The 14,955-nt window shown below is 40.8% G+C and carries 25 protein-coding genes; 24 read left to right on the top strand and 1 reads right to left on the bottom strand.

The features are described from left to right. The first annotated feature begins 14 nt into the window (after nucleotides 1-14). From rpsQ to VHO47_01720, 24 genes are all read left to right on the top strand, one after another. A complete protein-coding gene (rpsQ, locus tag VHO47_01605) occupies nucleotides 15-278 on the top strand; it encodes a 30S ribosomal protein S17 (GenBank protein HEX2977795.1) in 264 nt (87 codons plus the stop codon). Nucleotides 279-305: 27 nt separating this feature from the next. Beyond that, a complete protein-coding gene (gene rplN / locus VHO47_01610) occupies nucleotides 306-674 on the top strand; it encodes a 50S ribosomal protein L14 (GenBank protein ID HEX2977796.1) in 369 nt (122 codons plus the stop codon). Nucleotides 675-689: 15 nt separating this feature from the next. Continuing rightward, the gene (gene rplX, locus VHO47_01615) at nucleotides 690-1,001 is read left to right on the top strand and encodes a 50S ribosomal protein L24 (protein HEX2977797.1); all 312 of its coding nucleotides are present in this window, start codon (nucleotides 690-692) and stop codon (nucleotides 999-1,001) included. 15 nt (nucleotides 1,002-1,016) lie between these two features. Next, nucleotides 1,017-1,574 carry a 50S ribosomal protein L5 gene (gene rplE, locus VHO47_01620; protein HEX2977798.1) on the top strand — a complete coding sequence of 186 codons (558 nt, stop codon included), beginning with the start codon at nucleotides 1,017-1,019 and terminating at the stop codon, nucleotides 1,572-1,574. 8 nt (nucleotides 1,575-1,582) lie between these two features. Continuing rightward, complete coding sequence (locus VHO47_01625; GenBank protein HEX2977799.1) at nucleotides 1,583-1,768, top strand: type Z 30S ribosomal protein S14; 186 nt, start codon at nucleotides 1,583-1,585, stop codon at nucleotides 1,766-1,768. A gap of 23 nt (nucleotides 1,769-1,791) precedes the next feature. Next, entirely contained in the window at nucleotides 1,792-2,187 is a 396-nt protein-coding gene (gene rpsH / locus VHO47_01630) for a 30S ribosomal protein S8 (protein ID HEX2977800.1), read from the top strand. Nucleotides 2,188-2,198: 11 nt separating this feature from the next. Further along, entirely contained in the window at nucleotides 2,199-2,738 is a 540-nt protein-coding gene (gene rplF / locus VHO47_01635; GenBank protein HEX2977801.1) for a 50S ribosomal protein L6, read from the top strand. A 25-nt stretch (nucleotides 2,739-2,763) separates the two neighbouring features. Further along, nucleotides 2,764-3,111 (top strand): 50S ribosomal protein L18, encoded by a 348-nt coding sequence (rplR, locus tag VHO47_01640; protein HEX2977802.1) that lies wholly within the window; start codon nucleotides 2,764-2,766, stop codon nucleotides 3,109-3,111. A gap of 18 nt (nucleotides 3,112-3,129) precedes the next feature. Further along, nucleotides 3,130-3,645: a 30S ribosomal protein S5 gene (rpsE, locus tag VHO47_01645; protein ID HEX2977803.1), complete on the top strand. Its 516-nt coding sequence runs from the start codon at nucleotides 3,130-3,132 to the stop codon at nucleotides 3,643-3,645. Beyond that, nucleotides 3,632-4,078 carry a 50S ribosomal protein L15 gene (gene rplO / locus VHO47_01650; GenBank protein ID HEX2977804.1) on the top strand — a complete coding sequence of 149 codons (447 nt, stop codon included), beginning with the start codon at nucleotides 3,632-3,634 and terminating at the stop codon, nucleotides 4,076-4,078. The genes rpsE and rplO overlap by 14 nt, the downstream gene beginning before the upstream one ends. Before the next feature lie 4 nt (nucleotides 4,079-4,082). Then, complete coding sequence (secY, locus tag VHO47_01655; protein ID HEX2977805.1) at nucleotides 4,083-5,396, top strand: preprotein translocase subunit SecY; 1,314 nt, start codon at nucleotides 4,083-4,085, stop codon at nucleotides 5,394-5,396. Next, entirely contained in the window at nucleotides 5,393-6,079 is a 687-nt protein-coding gene (locus VHO47_01660; GenBank protein HEX2977806.1) for a nucleoside monophosphate kinase, read from the top strand. Before secY ends, VHO47_01660 begins: the two co-directional genes overlap by 4 nt. Beyond that, complete coding sequence (gene map, locus VHO47_01665) at nucleotides 6,076-6,831, top strand: type I methionyl aminopeptidase (GenBank protein ID HEX2977807.1); 756 nt, start codon at nucleotides 6,076-6,078, stop codon at nucleotides 6,829-6,831. The genes VHO47_01660 and map overlap by 4 nt, the downstream gene beginning before the upstream one ends. Nucleotides 6,832-6,838: 7 nt before the next feature. Next, complete coding sequence (gene infA, locus VHO47_01670) at nucleotides 6,839-7,066, top strand: translation initiation factor IF-1 (GenBank protein ID HEX2977808.1); 228 nt, start codon at nucleotides 6,839-6,841, stop codon at nucleotides 7,064-7,066. 31 nt (nucleotides 7,067-7,097) lie between these two features. Continuing rightward, nucleotides 7,098-7,214: a 50S ribosomal protein L36 gene (rpmJ, locus tag VHO47_01675; protein ID HEX2977809.1), complete on the top strand. Its 117-nt coding sequence runs from the start codon at nucleotides 7,098-7,100 to the stop codon at nucleotides 7,212-7,214. A 35-nt stretch (nucleotides 7,215-7,249) separates the two neighbouring features. Next, on the top strand, nucleotides 7,250-7,639 hold the full coding sequence (gene rpsM, locus VHO47_01680) for a 30S ribosomal protein S13 (GenBank protein HEX2977810.1): 390 nt from the start codon (nucleotides 7,250-7,252) through the stop codon (nucleotides 7,637-7,639). A 27-nt stretch (nucleotides 7,640-7,666) separates the two neighbouring features. Further along, nucleotides 7,667-8,050 (top strand): 30S ribosomal protein S11, encoded by a 384-nt coding sequence (gene rpsK / locus VHO47_01685; GenBank protein HEX2977811.1) that lies wholly within the window; start codon nucleotides 7,667-7,669, stop codon nucleotides 8,048-8,050. 44 nt (nucleotides 8,051-8,094) lie between these two features. Further along, nucleotides 8,095-8,646 carry a 30S ribosomal protein S4 gene (gene rpsD, locus VHO47_01690; GenBank protein ID HEX2977812.1) on the top strand — a complete coding sequence of 184 codons (552 nt, stop codon included), beginning with the start codon at nucleotides 8,095-8,097 and terminating at the stop codon, nucleotides 8,644-8,646. A 60-nt stretch (nucleotides 8,647-8,706) separates the two neighbouring features. Continuing rightward, nucleotides 8,707-9,753: a DNA-directed RNA polymerase subunit alpha gene (locus tag VHO47_01695; GenBank protein HEX2977813.1), complete on the top strand. Its 1,047-nt coding sequence runs from the start codon at nucleotides 8,707-8,709 to the stop codon at nucleotides 9,751-9,753. Nucleotides 9,754-9,776: 23 nt separating this feature from the next. Then, the gene (gene rplQ / locus VHO47_01700) at nucleotides 9,777-10,133 is read left to right on the top strand and encodes a 50S ribosomal protein L17 (protein HEX2977814.1); all 357 of its coding nucleotides are present in this window, start codon (nucleotides 9,777-9,779) and stop codon (nucleotides 10,131-10,133) included. A gap of 4 nt (nucleotides 10,134-10,137) precedes the next feature. Continuing rightward, nucleotides 10,138-10,383, top strand: a complete 246-nt coding sequence (locus VHO47_01705; GenBank protein ID HEX2977815.1) for a NifU family protein — start codon at nucleotides 10,138-10,140, stop codon at nucleotides 10,381-10,383. A gap of 96 nt (nucleotides 10,384-10,479) precedes the next feature. Further along, nucleotides 10,480-11,292 carry an AAA family ATPase gene (locus VHO47_01710; protein HEX2977816.1) on the top strand — a complete coding sequence of 271 codons (813 nt, stop codon included), beginning with the start codon at nucleotides 10,480-10,482 and terminating at the stop codon, nucleotides 11,290-11,292. A gap of 104 nt (nucleotides 11,293-11,396) precedes the next feature. Beyond that, complete coding sequence (locus VHO47_01715) at nucleotides 11,397-12,134, top strand: cupin domain-containing protein (GenBank protein ID HEX2977817.1); 738 nt, start codon at nucleotides 11,397-11,399, stop codon at nucleotides 12,132-12,134. 140 nt (nucleotides 12,135-12,274) lie between these two features. Continuing rightward, entirely contained in the window at nucleotides 12,275-13,675 is a 1,401-nt protein-coding gene (locus tag VHO47_01720; GenBank protein HEX2977818.1) for an Npt1/Npt2 family nucleotide transporter, read from the top strand. On the opposite strand, the gene VHO47_01725 is transcribed toward VHO47_01720, so the two are convergent. Continuing rightward, nucleotides 13,672-14,922: a clostripain-related cysteine peptidase gene (locus tag VHO47_01725; GenBank protein HEX2977819.1), complete on the bottom strand. Its 1,251-nt coding sequence runs from the start codon at nucleotides 14,920-14,922 to the stop codon at nucleotides 13,672-13,674. The genes VHO47_01720 and VHO47_01725 overlap by 4 nt on opposite strands. Between the last annotated feature and the right edge of the window lie 33 nt (nucleotides 14,923-14,955).

Raw genomic sequence — 14,955 nt, forward strand, 5'->3', positions numbered from 1 at the left:
GAGAAAAGGTTCTTATGGTAAGTTCAGAACAAAAAGTAAAAAATGTCCTTCGCGGTGTTGTTGTATCTAGCAAGATGGACAAGACTATCGTTGTTGAGCATGAGCGTACTTATCGTAACGCGAAAGTACAAAAGGTAATGAGATCGGTAAAGAAGTATAAAGTCCATGATGAAAATGGTCAGGCGCAAGTAGGGGATACCGTAGAGTTCTACGAAGGTCGTCCTGTTTCAAAAACAAAATATATGTACTTGGCGCGTGTTGTTAAGATGCAAGCGTAAATGACAGATAATTAAGAGGTTCTGAATATGATCCAAAAGCAAACTTATCTCGTGGTTGCAGATAACTCTGGCGCAAAATGGATGCAATGTATTCACGTTGTTGGCAGCACTGGCAAAAGATTTGCGCGAGTTGGCGATATAATCATTTGTGCGGTGAAAGTTGCAATTCCAGGGGGAATGGTAAAGAAAAGTGAAGTGGTGAGAGCTGTTATAGTGCGTACCGCTAAAGAAGTTCGTCGTGAAGACGGCAGCTATATTCGATTCGGTGATAACGCAGCTGTTGTTCTAGCAAAAGATAGTCAGGATCCTATTGCGACTCGTATTTTTGGTCCTATTGCTCGAGAAGTGCGTAAGGTTTCTACAAAAATTGTTTCCATGGCTCCAGAAGTTGTATAAAGGAAGTGCACTTTTATGATGCGTGTTAAAGAAAAAGATACCGTCGTTATTCTTGGCGGTAAAGACGATGGTAAAAAGGGTAAAGTAATTGAAATTTTACCTAAAAAAGATAAAGTAAAGGTTAAGGATCTTGGTGTTATAACCAAGCATGCTAAACCAAGAAAACAAGGTGACACTGGTGGCATTAAGCAGCAGGAAGCCTATTTTCATGTATCAAAGGTAATGCCTGTTTGCACAGCCTGCCATAAAGCAGTTCGAGTCAATGTCAAAACAATGGAAGATGGAACAAGAGTTCGCACTTGCAATAAATGCAAAGAAGCATTTTAGAATTTAAGGGTTTCAATGGCCACAGCTCGTTTAAAAGAGTCATATAATAAAAATATACGTCCTCAGCTTCAGAAAGACCTTGGACTTTCAAATATTATGGAAGTTCCAAAGGTTAATAAAATAGTTATTAACGTTGGGGCAAAAGAAGCAGTCTCCGATAGCAAAGTTCTAAAAGTAATTGGCGATTTGATTCAAGAAATATCGGGCCAAAAACCTGTTAGAACACTTGCACGAACATCAATCGCGGGTTTTAAGATTCGTGAAGGAATGCCGCTTGGTGTTATGGTGACGCTTCGTGGTGATGTAATGTATAGCTTTCTTGATCGTTTGATTAATTTGGCTTTACCAAAAGTTAAAGACTTTCAAGGAGTTACGCCGAAACTTGATGGCAGAGGTAACTATAACCTCGGCATTAAGGACGCGACGAGCATTTTTCCTGAAGTCGAAAGTGGCGTTGATACCAAAGCTGTTGGGCTCAATGTAACTATTCAGACAACAGCAACATCTGATGAGCACGGATACGCTTTACTAAAAGCGTTTGGTATGCCGTTCCGTCAAACAAATGCGAAATGAGGTAACACATGGCTCGTAAAGCGATGATTGAAAAATCAGAAAAAACACCAAAGTTTGCAACAAGACAGCGCAATCGCTGCAAATTGTGTGGCCGACCACGCGCGTTCATGAGAATTTTCAGCATGTGTCGTATGTGTTTTAGAAAATTGGCGTTGGATGGCGTGCTTCCAGGTGTCAAAAAGGCAAGTTGGTAAGGCATCATAAAGGAAATTAAATTATGTCTATAGATTCAATTGGTGATTTTTTGACGATTATTCGCAACGGAATTGCTCTAGGTAAGCCGTTTGTGGTTGCACCATCCTCGAATATTAAGATGAACGTTGCCCAAGTTTTGCAGAATGAAGGTTTCATCAGATCTTTTGAAATATTCGATCAAGATGCTGCTCAAAAAAAGATAAAAATTATTTTAAAGTATGTTGATGGCGAATCGGTTATTCATGAAATTACGAGAAGAAGCAGACCAGCGCGTCGCTATTACGTAAATTCAAGCAATATTAAACCGATTATCGGAAAATTTGGCATCTCAATCCTCACCACCAATAAAGGGATAATGACTGATAAACAAGCAAAAGCATTATCAGTAGGCGGGGAAGTTATCTGCTCTGTTTGGTAGGAAGGGAAACTATGTCTAAGATTGGAAGAAAACCGATATCACTCGAAGGCGTTTCTGTCGAAATTAAAGGAAACGTTGTCGATTACAAAGGTAAAAAATCATCAGGCTCACATAAGCTGCCAGAAGCATTGAAAGCGGAAATTGCCGACAAGTTTTTAACCATTACTTGCAAGCAGCTGACCCGCGAAAACAAAATGCTTTGGGGCATGCATCGTGCGATTTTGGCTAACGAAATTAAAGGCAGTGCCGAAGGTTTCAAGCAAGAAATTAATATTACAGGGTTGGGTTTTAAGGCGGCAGTCTCAGGGAAAAACATTGTTTTCTCCCTTGGGTATAGCCATAAAATAAATTTTGTTGTTCCTGAAGGTGTTAACGTAACAGCAGATAAAACAGGTCAGTTGGTTACTGTTGAAGGCCCAGATAAGGAGCTTGTTGGCTTAGTGAGCAGTCAGATTCGCGCATTGAGACCACCTGAGCCGTACAAGGGAACAGGTATTAAGTTGGCTGGTGAAGTTATTATTCGTAAAGCTGGCAAGACAAAAGCTGCATAATTGAACATAGGGAATTAACGTGTCGATCGTAAGAAAATTAGCGCTCAGAAAAGAAAAGCGTGCTCTTAGAGTTAGAAAATCGGTAAAGGGCAGTGGATTGCCACGCGCAACAGTATTTAGAAGCGCGAGCCATATTTATGGACAAATTATTGATGATGTCGCTGGTAAGACGCTCGTTAGCTGTTCATCGTTAGAACTAAAAACGCTCAAAGGCGATAAGTCAGAAGTGGCAAAGGCAGTAGGGTTAGAATTGGCCAAGCGTGCTGTTAGCAAGGGTGTTGATCGCGTTGCGTTCGATCGCGGATCATTCTTGTATCACGGGCGCGTTAAGGCGCTCGCTGATGGTATGCGTGAAGGTGGATTGAGCTTATAAGATTTAGATAGGAACTAGATGGCACAAGAGCGTAAAGAAAAAGTATTTGTTGATTCGGTCGTGAGTGTTCGCAGAGTAACTAAGGTTACTAAGGGCGGTAAGAGATTTTCATTCTCAGCATTCGTTGTATCGGGTGATCAAGAAGGAAGTGTTGGCATTGGAACAGGAAGCAGCCGCGAGGTTTCAAGTGCAATTGCTAAAGCAACCACAAAGGCGCGTCGTTCAATGTTTAGCATTCCAGTTCGTAGCACGACCATTCCTTATGATGTGATGGGTAAGCATGGTGCAAGCCGTGTTGTTCTCAAATCAGCATGCAAAGGTACGGGCGTTATTGCGGGTGGAGCAGTTCGCGCGATTATGAAGGCGGCAGGCGTTGAAGATATTCTTGCCAAATCACTTGGTTCTTCAAACAAGCAAAACGTAGTTAAAGCTACTTTGAATGCACTCGCTAAACTTCGTACGTTGAATCAAATCACGAAGTTAAGAGGCAAAACAGCTAAAGAAATAATGAAGGGCAGTCATGTTTCAGCTTAATGAATTGACACCATTAGTTAAAAAAAGAAAACGTGTTGGTCGTGGTGGTAGCCGCGGTGGAACATCTGGCAAAGGTCATAAAGGTCAGAAAGCAAGAACCGGTGGCAAATCTAAGGTAAGAACCGCTTTTGAAGGTGGCCAAATGCCTTTGACCCGCCGTTTGCCTAAACGCGGATTTAATAATTATAATTTCGCAAATAAATTTGAAATCGTGAATATTGGTACGCTAGAAGAGCGTTGTGAAGCTGGTGATCAAGTAACAAGAGAAATGCTGACCAAAGAAGGCGTTGTTCTTGGAAAATCACCAATTAAATTGCTCGCTGGCGGTACTCTTTCTAAAAAATTAGTTGTTCATGTTCACGCAGCAAGCAAAGCAGCAATTGAAATGATTGAAGCGGTTGGTGGTAAGGTTGAACTAGTAAAGGAGATTTGAGGTAGTGGTCATCTTAAAGAACTTTAAAAACATTTTTCTGATTCCTGAACTCAGAAAAAAGATCCTTTTTACCCTTGGAGTTCTGATAATTGATCGACTTGGTACCTACATTCCGGTAATCGGAGTGAATGTGCCTATGCTTGGTGAGCATATGAAGCGAGCAACAGGGGTTGGTGGTTTATTAAGCTATTTGGATGTTTTTTCTGGCGGCGCATTGAGCAAGTCAACGCTTTTTGCCCTCGGGATAATGCCTTATATTACTGCTTCAATTATGATGCAGATGCTTGGCATGACGGTGCCTTATTTTGAGCAATTGCTCAAAGAAGGTGAGTATGGCAAAAAAATCATTAATCAGTACACACGTTATCTAGCGATTGGCTTAAGTATTATGTATAGCTACGGCTATGCAGTTTACTTAGAAAGTGCCAACTTGGCGTTTACGCCAGGATGGGGCTTCAGGTTGATGTTTGTACTTTCTTTAACTGTTGGATCTCTTTTTGTGATGTGGTTAGGCGATCAAATCTCGCTTTTCGGCATTGGCAACGGGAGCTCTATGATCGTTTTTGCTGGTATCGTTTCACGGTTTCCTGAATATATTATCAAGACCAAGGCGCTTGTTGATATTGGAACCATGGAGATGTGGCAAGCAATTCTTATTTTGCTTATTTTTGTTTTGATCACTGCGTGTATCGTCTATCTTGAAAAAGGTGAACGAAAAGTGCCAGTTCAGTATGCGCGGCGTATTATCGGCCAGCGTATGTACGGCGGTCAAAGCACCTATATACCGTTTAAGATCAATACTGCAGGGATTATGCCCGTAATCTTAGCATCTTCTGTACTTCAATTGCCCGCGACGTTAGCAGTGATGCTTTCTTCTCGTCATGATATCTTCAGAAAATTTGCTGAGATGATCGCACCTGGCGCAGTATTATTTAACGTTATTGAATTTGTTCTTATCGTATTCTTCTCGTTCTTTTATACTGCTTTGGTATTCAATCCGGAAGAATTAGCTGACAATATTAAAAAGAGTGGTGGGTATATTCTTGGAATACGCCCAGGTAAACAAACAGCAGATTTTTTTAACTACATTCTCAATAGAATTGGGCTTGTAGGCGCAATCTATCTAGCTTGCTTAGCGCTCCTTCCAAATTTTATGTACATGCTTTTTAAGATGCCATTCTATCTAGGTGGAACGTCCCTTTTAATTGTAGTTGGTGTTGCACTTGAAACATCGGCACAAATTGAATCGTACCTTATTGAACATCGTTATGAAGGTTTTTTAACATCAGGTAGACTCAAAAGCAGGATAGCGCGGTGAACAGCCAGAAAGAGTTGATAGTTTTCATTGGCCCCCCCGGGGCGGGTAAGGGCTCTTTATCGCAGCTATGCGTTGATGAGTTGGGATGGGTTCAGCTATCAACCGGATTTCTTTGCAGAAAACACATTGCAGCAGGCACTCAAATCGGCCAGGAAATAGATTTTTCCATTAAATCTGGTAAATTAGTGGAAGATCGGCTCATCGTGAGTATGGTTGAGCAGTGGTTGCTTGAGCAAATTGACCAACAATCAGGGGTTATCTTAGATGGTTTTCCTCGAAGTGTTTTTCAAGCGCAAGCGCTCGATGAAATTTTGAAAAAGTACGAATCTAAATTGAACTTCAAGCTCGTAAAGCTGGCGGTTTCTGATGAAATACTCATCGATCGCCTAGCAGCTCGATTTGTTTGTGAAAATAAAGATTGCCAAACGGTATATTCAGCAGCTCAGGATGCGCTTAAGCCTAAAGAGGCGGGAATTTGTGATCGTTGTTCTAGCAAATTAATTCGCCGATCTGATGACGGCGGTAATGTTGTTAAAGAGCGACTGAAAGCTTATCATGGCTATGCAAAGCCGCTTATAGAATATTATGAGCAGCAAGGAAAGCATATTGCCCAGCTTGATGTGGAAAAGCCATTGGATGAGGTGTTTGTAGATTTAAAAAACGCGCTTTATGGATATCGATGATAACTATTAAGAATAAAGTCGCTATCCAAAAGATGCAGACTGCAGGTGCATTTTTAGCCGAAATTTTTCATGAGCTTAACCAAGTGGTAAGTGCAGGAAAAAAAACGCTTGAAATCGATGCGTGGATTGCAGCGCAGTTAAGCAAGCGGTCGATGGTTTCGGCAACTAAGGGTTACAAGGGATATAAGCATTCAAGTTGCATCTCAGTAAACGATGAAGTTGTGCATGGAATACCAGGCACGCGAGTTATAGAAACTGGTGATTTAGTAAAAGTTGACATTTGTGCTTCGTGGAAGGGCTATTGTGCCGATGCAGCGCGTCCCTATTTTGTAGGGAAAATGCCTGCCGACATAGAGAAACTCCTTCACGTAGCGCTCGGCTCGTTAGATAAAGGAATTGCTCAAGCGAAAGCTGGCAATAAACTTACCGATATTTCGCATGCGATACAAAGCGAAGTTGAAGTTCACGGGTTTGGCGTCGTTCGTGATTTTGCGGGTCATGGTATTGGTAAGCATATGCACGAAGATCCTGAGATTTTAAACTACGGTGCTCCCGGTAGGGGGCCAGTTTTGCGTCCAGGAATGACGTTTGCGCTAGAACCAATGATCACACAGGGTAGCTACGAAGTGTACGTTACGCACGATACGTGGACAGTGAAAACGAAAGATAAAAGTTTGGCGGCTCATATCGAAGATACCGTTTTGGTTACCGAGAGCGAACCGCTTATATTAACGAGACTTCGGTCTTATTAAGGGTGGTATGAAACAGAAGAAAGAAGACGTAATCCGTGTTGATGGGATTGTAAAAGAGACATTGCCAAATGCAATGTTTCGCGTTGAAATCGAAGGTGGGCACGTGGTGCTTGGCCATGTTTCGGGTAAGATGAGAATGCACTATATTAAAATTCTGCCTGGGGACAAAGTCGCTCTTGAGCTTTCTCCGTACGATTTGAACCGCGGTAGGATTACGTTACGTTATAAAAATTAATACAACACCGCATTGTTGAGAGGTATATGCAATGAAAGTGAGGACATCGGTTAAGAAAGTATGTTCAAACTGTCGGGTAGTAAAGCGAAAACGAACTGTAAGAATTATTTGTGAAAAGAACCCAAGGCATAAACAACGTCAAGGCTAATAGGGCTCTACGTATTTTTAAAAAGGATTTTTCAAATGGCACGAATCGAAGGTGTTAATTTGCCCCCAAAAAAACGAATTGAATATGGGCTTACCTATGTTTTCGGAATTGGGTTGAAAACATCACGCGATATTTTGGGAAAACTCAAAATTAATTTAGATACGCGTGTAAAAGATCTATCGAACGAACAAGTGGCATCGATTTCTAAAGAAGTTTCTCAGAACTATAAAGCTGAGGGTGAACTTCGCAAAGAAATTATGTTGAACATTCGACGTCTTCAAGAGATTGGATCTTATCGTGGCTCTCGCCATAAGAAGGGATTGCCAGTAAGGGGGCAACGCACTCGAACCAATGCGCGTACTCGCAAGGGACCTCGTAAAGCAGGAAGTGCTATTGCATTGAAACGTCAGGTAACGAAGAAGTAATTAAAATCAATAGGATTTAAAAGTAGCATGGCTTACAAAAAAAAGACTAAAAAAGTAAAACGTCAAGTTACCTCTGCTATTGCGCATGTAAAATCAAGTTTTAATAATACGTTAGTCTCTATTACTACTCAAGATGGTGATGTACTACTTTGTGGTAGTGCAGGAAGACTTGGATTTAAAGGTTCCCGTAAAGGAACTCCCTATGCGGCGACTCAGGTTGGATCATTGCTTGCAAAAGATATGATGGGTATGGGGATTAAAGAAGTAGAAGTTAATATGCAAGGACCTGGTTCTGGCCGCGACTCAGTTGTTCGATCACTGCAAGCAGCAGGAATGAACGTTACTGTATTGCGCGATGTTACTCCGTTGCCTCATAACGGATGCCGTCCAGCCAAAAAACGCCGTGTATAACCTGATTAGCAGTAAATGTGGGTTAGTGATCATATAGGGAAACTATGAAAATTAAAGCGACAACCAAACTTCAAGATCAATCGGAACGATCTACCAAGCGAAATGCTTCAGAATATGGCAGACAGCTTGCAGAAAAACAAAAAGTAAAACGTACGTACGGAGTAGCTGAGCGTCAATTTAAACGCTTTTTTACTATCGCGACAAAGAGTAAGGAAGCAACAGGCGCTGCGCTTTTGTCTCTCCTTGAGCGACGTCTTGATAACGTAATCTATCGTTTGAAGCTTTCTGTTTCGCGTGCACAAGCGCGTCAAATTATTGTGCATGGCCATATTTTGGTTAATGGCAAAAAAGTATATTCGCCAGCATACCTTGTTGAATTAAACGATATTATTTCGTTAGCTCCTCAAGTTGTTGAGAAAAAGGCTGCGTTTGTAGAACAAGTAGTTGATAAACGTTTGAAAATTGGTATCAAAGTTCCTGAGTGGTTGGAGCTAGAAAAGAATGATCGTAAAGGACGCGTATTGCGTTTCCCTGTGCGTTCAGATATTCAGCAACCAGTGGAAGAACACTTGATTGTTGAGTTGTATTCTAAATAATGCCAACGGGCTAGTGAATGCATAGTTTGTAAAGACAGAGCAATACGGGTAGGGAGAATCATGAATAAGAAGGTGTATAAACCTCTCATCATTCCACGATTGACGTGGGACAAAAAGACGTTGACCAGCAACTATGGCGAGCTTGTTGCGCAACCATTGGAACCCGGATTTGGGATCACTTTGGGTAACGCAATCCGACGTGTATTGCTTGGTGCAGTAGAAGGGTCAGCGATCACTGCTGTGGTTATTAAAGGCGTGAACAATGAGTTCACCGCATTGCCAGGCGTTGTTGAAGATACGATGCAACTTGTTCTCAATATTAAAGAGATCGTTGTTCGTAACAAAGAGGGCGTACCGGGAATGATGCGTTTGAACGCAGAAGGTGAAGGCGCGATTAAAGTTAGCGATATCAAAACGGATAGTCACATTGAATTGGTTAATAAAGATCACGTTATTGCGCATTTGGCGCCGCGTGGAAAGTTAGAAATCGAATTCTTTGTAGAAGCTGGCCGTGGCTATCGTCCTGCGCAATGGCCTGAAGATAAGCCGCTGCAAGAAGATGGTAAAATTTATATGGATGCGATGTTCTCGCCAGTACGTCAAGTTACGTTCGAAATCGAAAAGACGCGTGTTGGTAAAGAAATCGATTACGATAAATTGACACTGAAGATTCATACTGATGGTTCAGAAAATCCGCTCGATGTATTGCACTATGCAGTTTCTGTACTTCGTACGCAGCTTGAACACTTCTTGGCAAGCGCTGAAATTCCGTTTAATGAAATTTCAATTATGCCGCATGAAGAAAAAGGGCACAAAGCAATCGAAGCGATCGATTTAGGACTTAAAGGAATTTCTCCTGAATTTTTGCTCAAACCGATTGATGAACTTGAATTATCGGTACGCGCGCACAACTGCTTAATTAATGCAGGAAAAAAACGCGTTCTTGATATCGTACGTATGTCGGAAGACGAAGTACTCAAGATCAAAAACTTTGGTCGCAAATCTGCTAGCGAAGTGAAAGAAAGCCTCAAGACGTATGGCCTTTCATTTGGTACGAATATTAGCGAAGATGACGTCAAACGACTCATCAAGCACAGTGAAGAGTAAAAAACGTAAAACCGGGTGCTGCTATGAAACATCAAATTGGTAGAAAAAAATTAAATATGAAACCGTCGCACAAGCGGTCGGTTATGCGCAATCAAATTATTACGTTGATTATGCACGGTCATTTAGAATCTACAAAAGTTCGTGTACAAGAAGTACGTAAACAAGTAGAAAAATTAGTGACGTTAGCTCGTCAGGGAAACACATTCTCTGTTCGACGCCGAGTGCATTCGCTCGTTCCTTATAACAACGATGCGATCGATAAATTATTCAAAGACATTGCGCCAAAATACGTGTCTCGCCCTGGCGGTTATACACGTGTAATTCCAATGGGGCAACGCGAGAGCGATACCGCAACGATTGCTCGTTTGGAATGGGTATAAATTAATGACCGAGCAGCCACAATTTGAACTTGCCCAGCAAGTTCAAAAAGTCATCGCTGAACACATCAGACCAAAAATTCAGCTTGATGGTGGCGACATTGAACTTATCGACATCAAAGAAAACATAGTTCATATCAAATTTCAGGGCGCTTGTGTCGGGTGCCCTTTTTCTTTTTACACGCTTATCGGTGGCATTCAAGCCACTTTGCAAGAGCACATTCCTTCAATAAAAAAAGTAATTGCTGAATAATTGCGACGATAGAAATCATTTGAACAAACGCTTGCAACTGTTTTATCACTTACCGCACACTTATTGTAATCAGAAAACAAGCGGATAGGTGTTGCAATGCAAACCGGAAAAGTTATTCTCCTCAATGGTACTTCCTCTGCGGGTAAATCGTCCGTTTTGAAAGAAATGCATCAACTTAATCCAGCGTACGTACTGTTTAACGTTGATGATTGGTTTCCAGCTGCGCTCGTTACCAAAGCGGTTGAGCTGGGGCTTGATCTAAAAACCGGTTTTGATCCGTGGCTTTTTCTTCACGATTATTTATTAAAAAAAACTGGAGAACATTATTTTGCGCCAGAAGCGCGAGAACTTCTTTTTACAGAAATTCCGCCGATGTACCGGAAAGCTAAAGAAGCCGCGCAAAATGGACGCGATGTAATTATCGATGCGGTGATGGAGTACGAAACAAAATATGAGGAATTTCATACCTTTTTCAAAGATTTTCAAATGGTTAAAGTTCTTCTCTATTGCCCCGTTGATGTTTTAATCGAAAGAATTGAACAACGTAATGAATCGGGTGTTTTTCACGAAAGAAGATTTGCTTTTTTAGCATTCGAACAATTTCCCGCATTATATAAATTAGCAGAAGGTGAAGACGATTTTATTATTGATACGATAAAAAGCAGGCAATTGAAGAATGCGCTTGAATTTGCAATTAACAAATTAATAAATAATGGGATACCAGATCCCTATATTCCTAAGCTAAACGAATTTCGTAACAATTTTATAGAACGTTTTAAGTTAGATAAACAAGAAGAAGTGCAACTTACATCCACTCGCTTTTACGATTTGATATTAAATACCGCCAAAGATTGGCCGATTGATATCGCCAAAAAAGTTGACAGTAAAGTAAGGAATGTGGGTCAATAGCTTGCTCATTTTCACATACATTAATCTTCTGTGGACAATCATTAATAAATCATTACTCTTTTTCAACAGCTTTTTCATTTAAAAAACGTATTTTAGGGCATACTATGGTGAACTATGTATCGACGCCAGAGCGGCAAGCATATCAAATAAATCCACAATTAATAGTTTTTCCAGTAGTACCTTTGCAAGCGGAGCAAGGATGGCGGCTAGGGCTTTTTGAAATGTCCGGTCCCATCGTCCCGCATTATCACAAATTACAGCGTCAAATCGCCATTGTAGTAGAAGGGAAAGTCCACGGACGCATCGCAGATGAGCACATCGTACTGAATCCTGGAGATATTGTTACATTCAATCCTGGAATAATACATGAATTAGCGCCTGAAAAAAAAGCACAATTTCTCCGGATTGATTTGCCAGGGCTTGATTATCGCGATGATATTTTTTTTGATGCTCCTGAAGAATCGTGTGAGTGGAAAACTAACAAGCTTACTATGTTGCCGCCGCTCGACCCTCAGTTTTTCCCAAGCAAAATTGACTGTGGAGACTATGCGGCGTACGATCTTTTTTATGACTGTAAAATTAACGGAGAATGGAGTGCTTCATTACTTGAGATAAACGATTCTCCAAAACATTATCACAGAATTGGGCTCGAGATTTTTGTCGTTGTGAACGGCCAATTAGCAATTGAAATTGATGGTTGTCGTCAAATTCTAAACGTCGGCGAATCGGTTACTTTATTACCAGGAATGGTTCATCATTTAAAGTCGTCTGGAAATAGTCCTGTTCGAGTACTGTGCTTTAATTTCCCAGCGTTTGATCAAAGCGATATGCACATTCTTTAATCTTAACGATTATCTATTCTCCGAGCCTAACTCTTGAGAGGAAACCTCGTTTTATAGCACACTTAATAAGTATCATAATAAATAAGTTGGTATAGAATGACGGTATCTTATTTTCTTACCTTTCAGTGAGGCCCCGACTTATGTTCCTTTCTTTTTTTAAAAAACTGGCAAAGCCGATTTTTGGGAATTTCGAAACTGAAGAATTTAAGAAATTCTTGAGAATGGGTGCACTGTTTGCGTTTATTATCGGGGTGTATTGGACGTTAAGTCAGCTCAAAACCGCGATATTTTGCAGTTTAATCGGTGCCAGTCAAATTCCGTGGGCAAAAACAATCTCATTTATTTGTCTTATTCCTATTGTGCTTTTGTACACTAAACTTCTTGAAAAATTTGCACGGGAAAAAGTTTTCTATCTTCTTGCAGGTATTTACGGCGTATGCTCCGTATTCTTTGGGATTCTTTTATTTACGGGGCATATTGCGCAATCAGAATGCCTTTTGAGCTTATCAGGCAGCGCTTTTGCAAATATAAGTAGCACTTTGTTGGTGTACGCTTTCTATATTTTCTCAGAAAGTTTTGGCGCTTTATTTCCCGCATTATTTTGGGCAATCGCCGCGGATACCACGCAGCCGGAATCTGCAAAAAAAGGGTTTTCACTCATCGTAGCAATCGGGCAATTGGGTGGCATCGCAGGCCCCTATTTTATTTCTAGCTTGCCGTTGCGTTTAGGGTTTGAAACAAGTGCGCTTTCTTTATTTATTTGTGCTGCCTCCATTTTTTATTTGATTTTTTTACTTAAACGTTTTTTTATCTCTACGCCGCCAGATCTTTTAGTTTCATTTCATGGAAAAAATGAATCGCGGGAAGAGAAAAAACAGGAAATGGGGTTCTTTGAAGGGCTTTATTTATTGCTGCGCCATTCATATTTATTAGGAATTTTTGCGGTTATAGCATTTCCCGATTTTTTAAGCACGATTTTTGACGTACATTTTAATTCGCTTGCGGCCCAGCATTATAGCGGTGTTGAACTTGCCGAGTTTTTAGGAATTTATGGCAGTTCGGTTAATTTAATAGCACTTATTTTTTTACTATGCGGTATAGGAAACATTGCCAGGTTTTTTGGGGTTGCAATAGCGCTTTTGCTTATGCCGGTGATTTATGCAGCGGCGACGCTGGGGTTTGTAACGCTTAATAGTCTCTCATTTTTATTTGCACTCATGGCAAGTTCTAAAGCAATTAATTATTCGTTAAATAGCCCGGCAGTCAAGCAGTTGTACATTCCAACGACGCATGATGTTCGTTTCAAATCGCAAGCATGGATTGATGCTTTTGGTTCGCGTGGTGCAAAACAAAGCGGTTCGCTTTTTAACATGACGCTGACCCCCATGCAAAAAAATTTAGGAGAGGTTGCCGGGCGCGCGCGCCATGCATTATGGGCAAGTTATCTGGGGTTTGGCATTATTGCATGTTGGTTTTTCATCGCATTTTATCTAGGAAGAACGCACAAAAAAGCGATCGATGAAAAACGGGTTGTTTGCTAATTAATAGGATTATTTTGTGCATACTCCAAAATTTTAATCCACAGCGAATCTTGTTGGAACTTTGTACCATAATACGAAGCATCAACTTTTGCGCGTGGGGCATAGAGCGCAAAACCATGAGCTAAATCGTTGGTTGAGAATCCGCCGCAACGCGCGATGACGAATTTTTGCGCCGTGTCATAGAATTCGTGCATTGCCTTTTTAATTGAGGGAAATGCATAAGAGTATTTGGATAGTTTTGATTCTATAATTTTGCAGAGCGTAACAAAATCGGTATACATCGGCCACATGCAGAATGTTGGGCTTTCGCTGCAGGCTTGCGCAGCAAGATCAATAAAATGTGCATCAATCAAAAGCTGAAGAACATGATCAAAAGATATACGTACCTCGTCTGCTAACGATAAATCGAGTGCAGCATGCGTATAAATTCCTGATGGATCATTTTTTGAATAATAATCATCAAACGCATGTACCATCGTAGTCGCTAATTCTTTTGGTTCTGGTTTATTATTAAGTGCTTTAATGATCTCAAAATAGTTAAAGCCGTCGCGTAACGAACAACTTTGGCTCCCAACCAAATAGCGAGCGAATGGAGCCAGCTGATAGCCTACTTCAAACATAGCGCCCATGCAGGTATCAAATCCGAGAATATCGAGTTTCTTCCCGTTTAAAATATGTTCTGTGATGAAAGATAAGCTTTCGACGAAATCTTTATTATTTAGATACGTATGCGCCACATCATTGAACATAAACCCTTTATGCAAGCGATGGTCGTTAACGCACGATCTTCTGGATCGCGGCAAGCTGCATGTTGCTTCGCTTTCACAATCTTGATACGATTCCAGCTGCCATTCTTTATCTTGATCATTCCAGAATGGATCTAAAATTCCCCAGCCGTGATTTGAACAAATAAGCATCGAGTGATCTGTTTTTTTTCCCGCAAAAGCCCATTGCGCAGCATCGATAAAATCTTGGGCGCTTTTCCCGCTCAGTGTCAATTCTTGCAAAAACTGCAGTCCATCGCTTGTAATTTGATAGCGAAGGGCTACATCTCTATATGCATGAACCTGGAGCAAAAAAGTAACGTTTTCATTTGGCTGAGCGCGAATCATTTCGGTGATATTTTTTATTGCCATATCGTTTAGATCATCACTTGAATCCATATAGCAAAAAACATTCCACGTGCCGGCTGAGAGAAAAATTGGTGTCATCAAAAAAATGAGCAATAACAATAATTTTCTGAGCATTTAAAAATCCTCCAATAAGAATATTGAAGGCAG

Source organism: Candidatus Babeliales bacterium (assembly GCA_036260945.1).
Classification (GTDB): domain Bacteria; phylum Babelota; class Babeliae; order Babelales; family JACPOV01; genus JACPOV01.

Bases quoted from the DNA above. Each gene is read 5' to 3' on its own strand.
- rpsQ (HEX2977795.1), top strand. From the start codon at position 15: ATGGTAAGTTCAGAACAAAAAGTAAAAAATGTCCTTCGCGGTGTTGTT.
- rplN (HEX2977796.1), top strand. From the start codon at position 306: ATGATCCAAAAGCAAACTTATCTCGTGGTTGCAGATAACTCTGGCGCA.
- rplX (HEX2977797.1), top strand. From the start codon at position 690: ATGATGCGTGTTAAAGAAAAAGATACCGTCGTTATTCTTGGCGGTAAA.
- rplE (HEX2977798.1), top strand. From the start codon at position 1,017: ATGGCCACAGCTCGTTTAAAAGAGTCATATAATAAAAATATACGTCCT.
- VHO47_01625 (HEX2977799.1), top strand. From the start codon at position 1,583: ATGGCTCGTAAAGCGATGATTGAAAAATCAGAAAAAACACCAAAGTTT.
- rpsH (HEX2977800.1), top strand. From the start codon at position 1,792: ATGTCTATAGATTCAATTGGTGATTTTTTGACGATTATTCGCAACGGA.
- rplF (HEX2977801.1), top strand. From the start codon at position 2,199: ATGTCTAAGATTGGAAGAAAACCGATATCACTCGAAGGCGTTTCTGTC.
- rpsE (HEX2977803.1), top strand. From the start codon at position 3,130: ATGGCACAAGAGCGTAAAGAAAAAGTATTTGTTGATTCGGTCGTGAGT.
- rplO (HEX2977804.1), top strand. From the start codon at position 3,632: ATGTTTCAGCTTAATGAATTGACACCATTAGTTAAAAAAAGAAAACGT.
- map (HEX2977807.1), top strand. From the start codon at position 6,076: ATGATAACTATTAAGAATAAAGTCGCTATCCAAAAGATGCAGACTGCA.
- infA (HEX2977808.1), top strand. From the start codon at position 6,839: ATGAAACAGAAGAAAGAAGACGTAATCCGTGTTGATGGGATTGTAAAA.
- rpmJ (HEX2977809.1), top strand. From the start codon at position 7,098: ATGAAAGTGAGGACATCGGTTAAGAAAGTATGTTCAAACTGTCGGGTA.
- rpsM (HEX2977810.1), top strand. From the start codon at position 7,250: ATGGCACGAATCGAAGGTGTTAATTTGCCCCCAAAAAAACGAATTGAA.
- rpsK (HEX2977811.1), top strand. From the start codon at position 7,667: ATGGCTTACAAAAAAAAGACTAAAAAAGTAAAACGTCAAGTTACCTCT.
- rpsD (HEX2977812.1), top strand. From the start codon at position 8,095: ATGAAAATTAAAGCGACAACCAAACTTCAAGATCAATCGGAACGATCT.
- VHO47_01695 (HEX2977813.1), top strand. From the start codon at position 8,707: ATGAATAAGAAGGTGTATAAACCTCTCATCATTCCACGATTGACGTGG.
- rplQ (HEX2977814.1), top strand. From the start codon at position 9,777: ATGAAACATCAAATTGGTAGAAAAAAATTAAATATGAAACCGTCGCAC.
- VHO47_01705 (HEX2977815.1), top strand. From the start codon at position 10,138: ATGACCGAGCAGCCACAATTTGAACTTGCCCAGCAAGTTCAAAAAGTC.
- VHO47_01710 (HEX2977816.1), top strand. From the start codon at position 10,480: ATGCAAACCGGAAAAGTTATTCTCCTCAATGGTACTTCCTCTGCGGGT.
- VHO47_01715 (HEX2977817.1), top strand. From the start codon at position 11,397: ATGGTGAACTATGTATCGACGCCAGAGCGGCAAGCATATCAAATAAAT.
- VHO47_01720 (HEX2977818.1), top strand. From the start codon at position 12,275: ATGTTCCTTTCTTTTTTTAAAAAACTGGCAAAGCCGATTTTTGGGAAT.
- VHO47_01725 (HEX2977819.1), bottom strand. From the start codon at position 14,922: ATGCTCAGAAAATTATTGTTATTGCTCATTTTTTTGATGACACCAATT.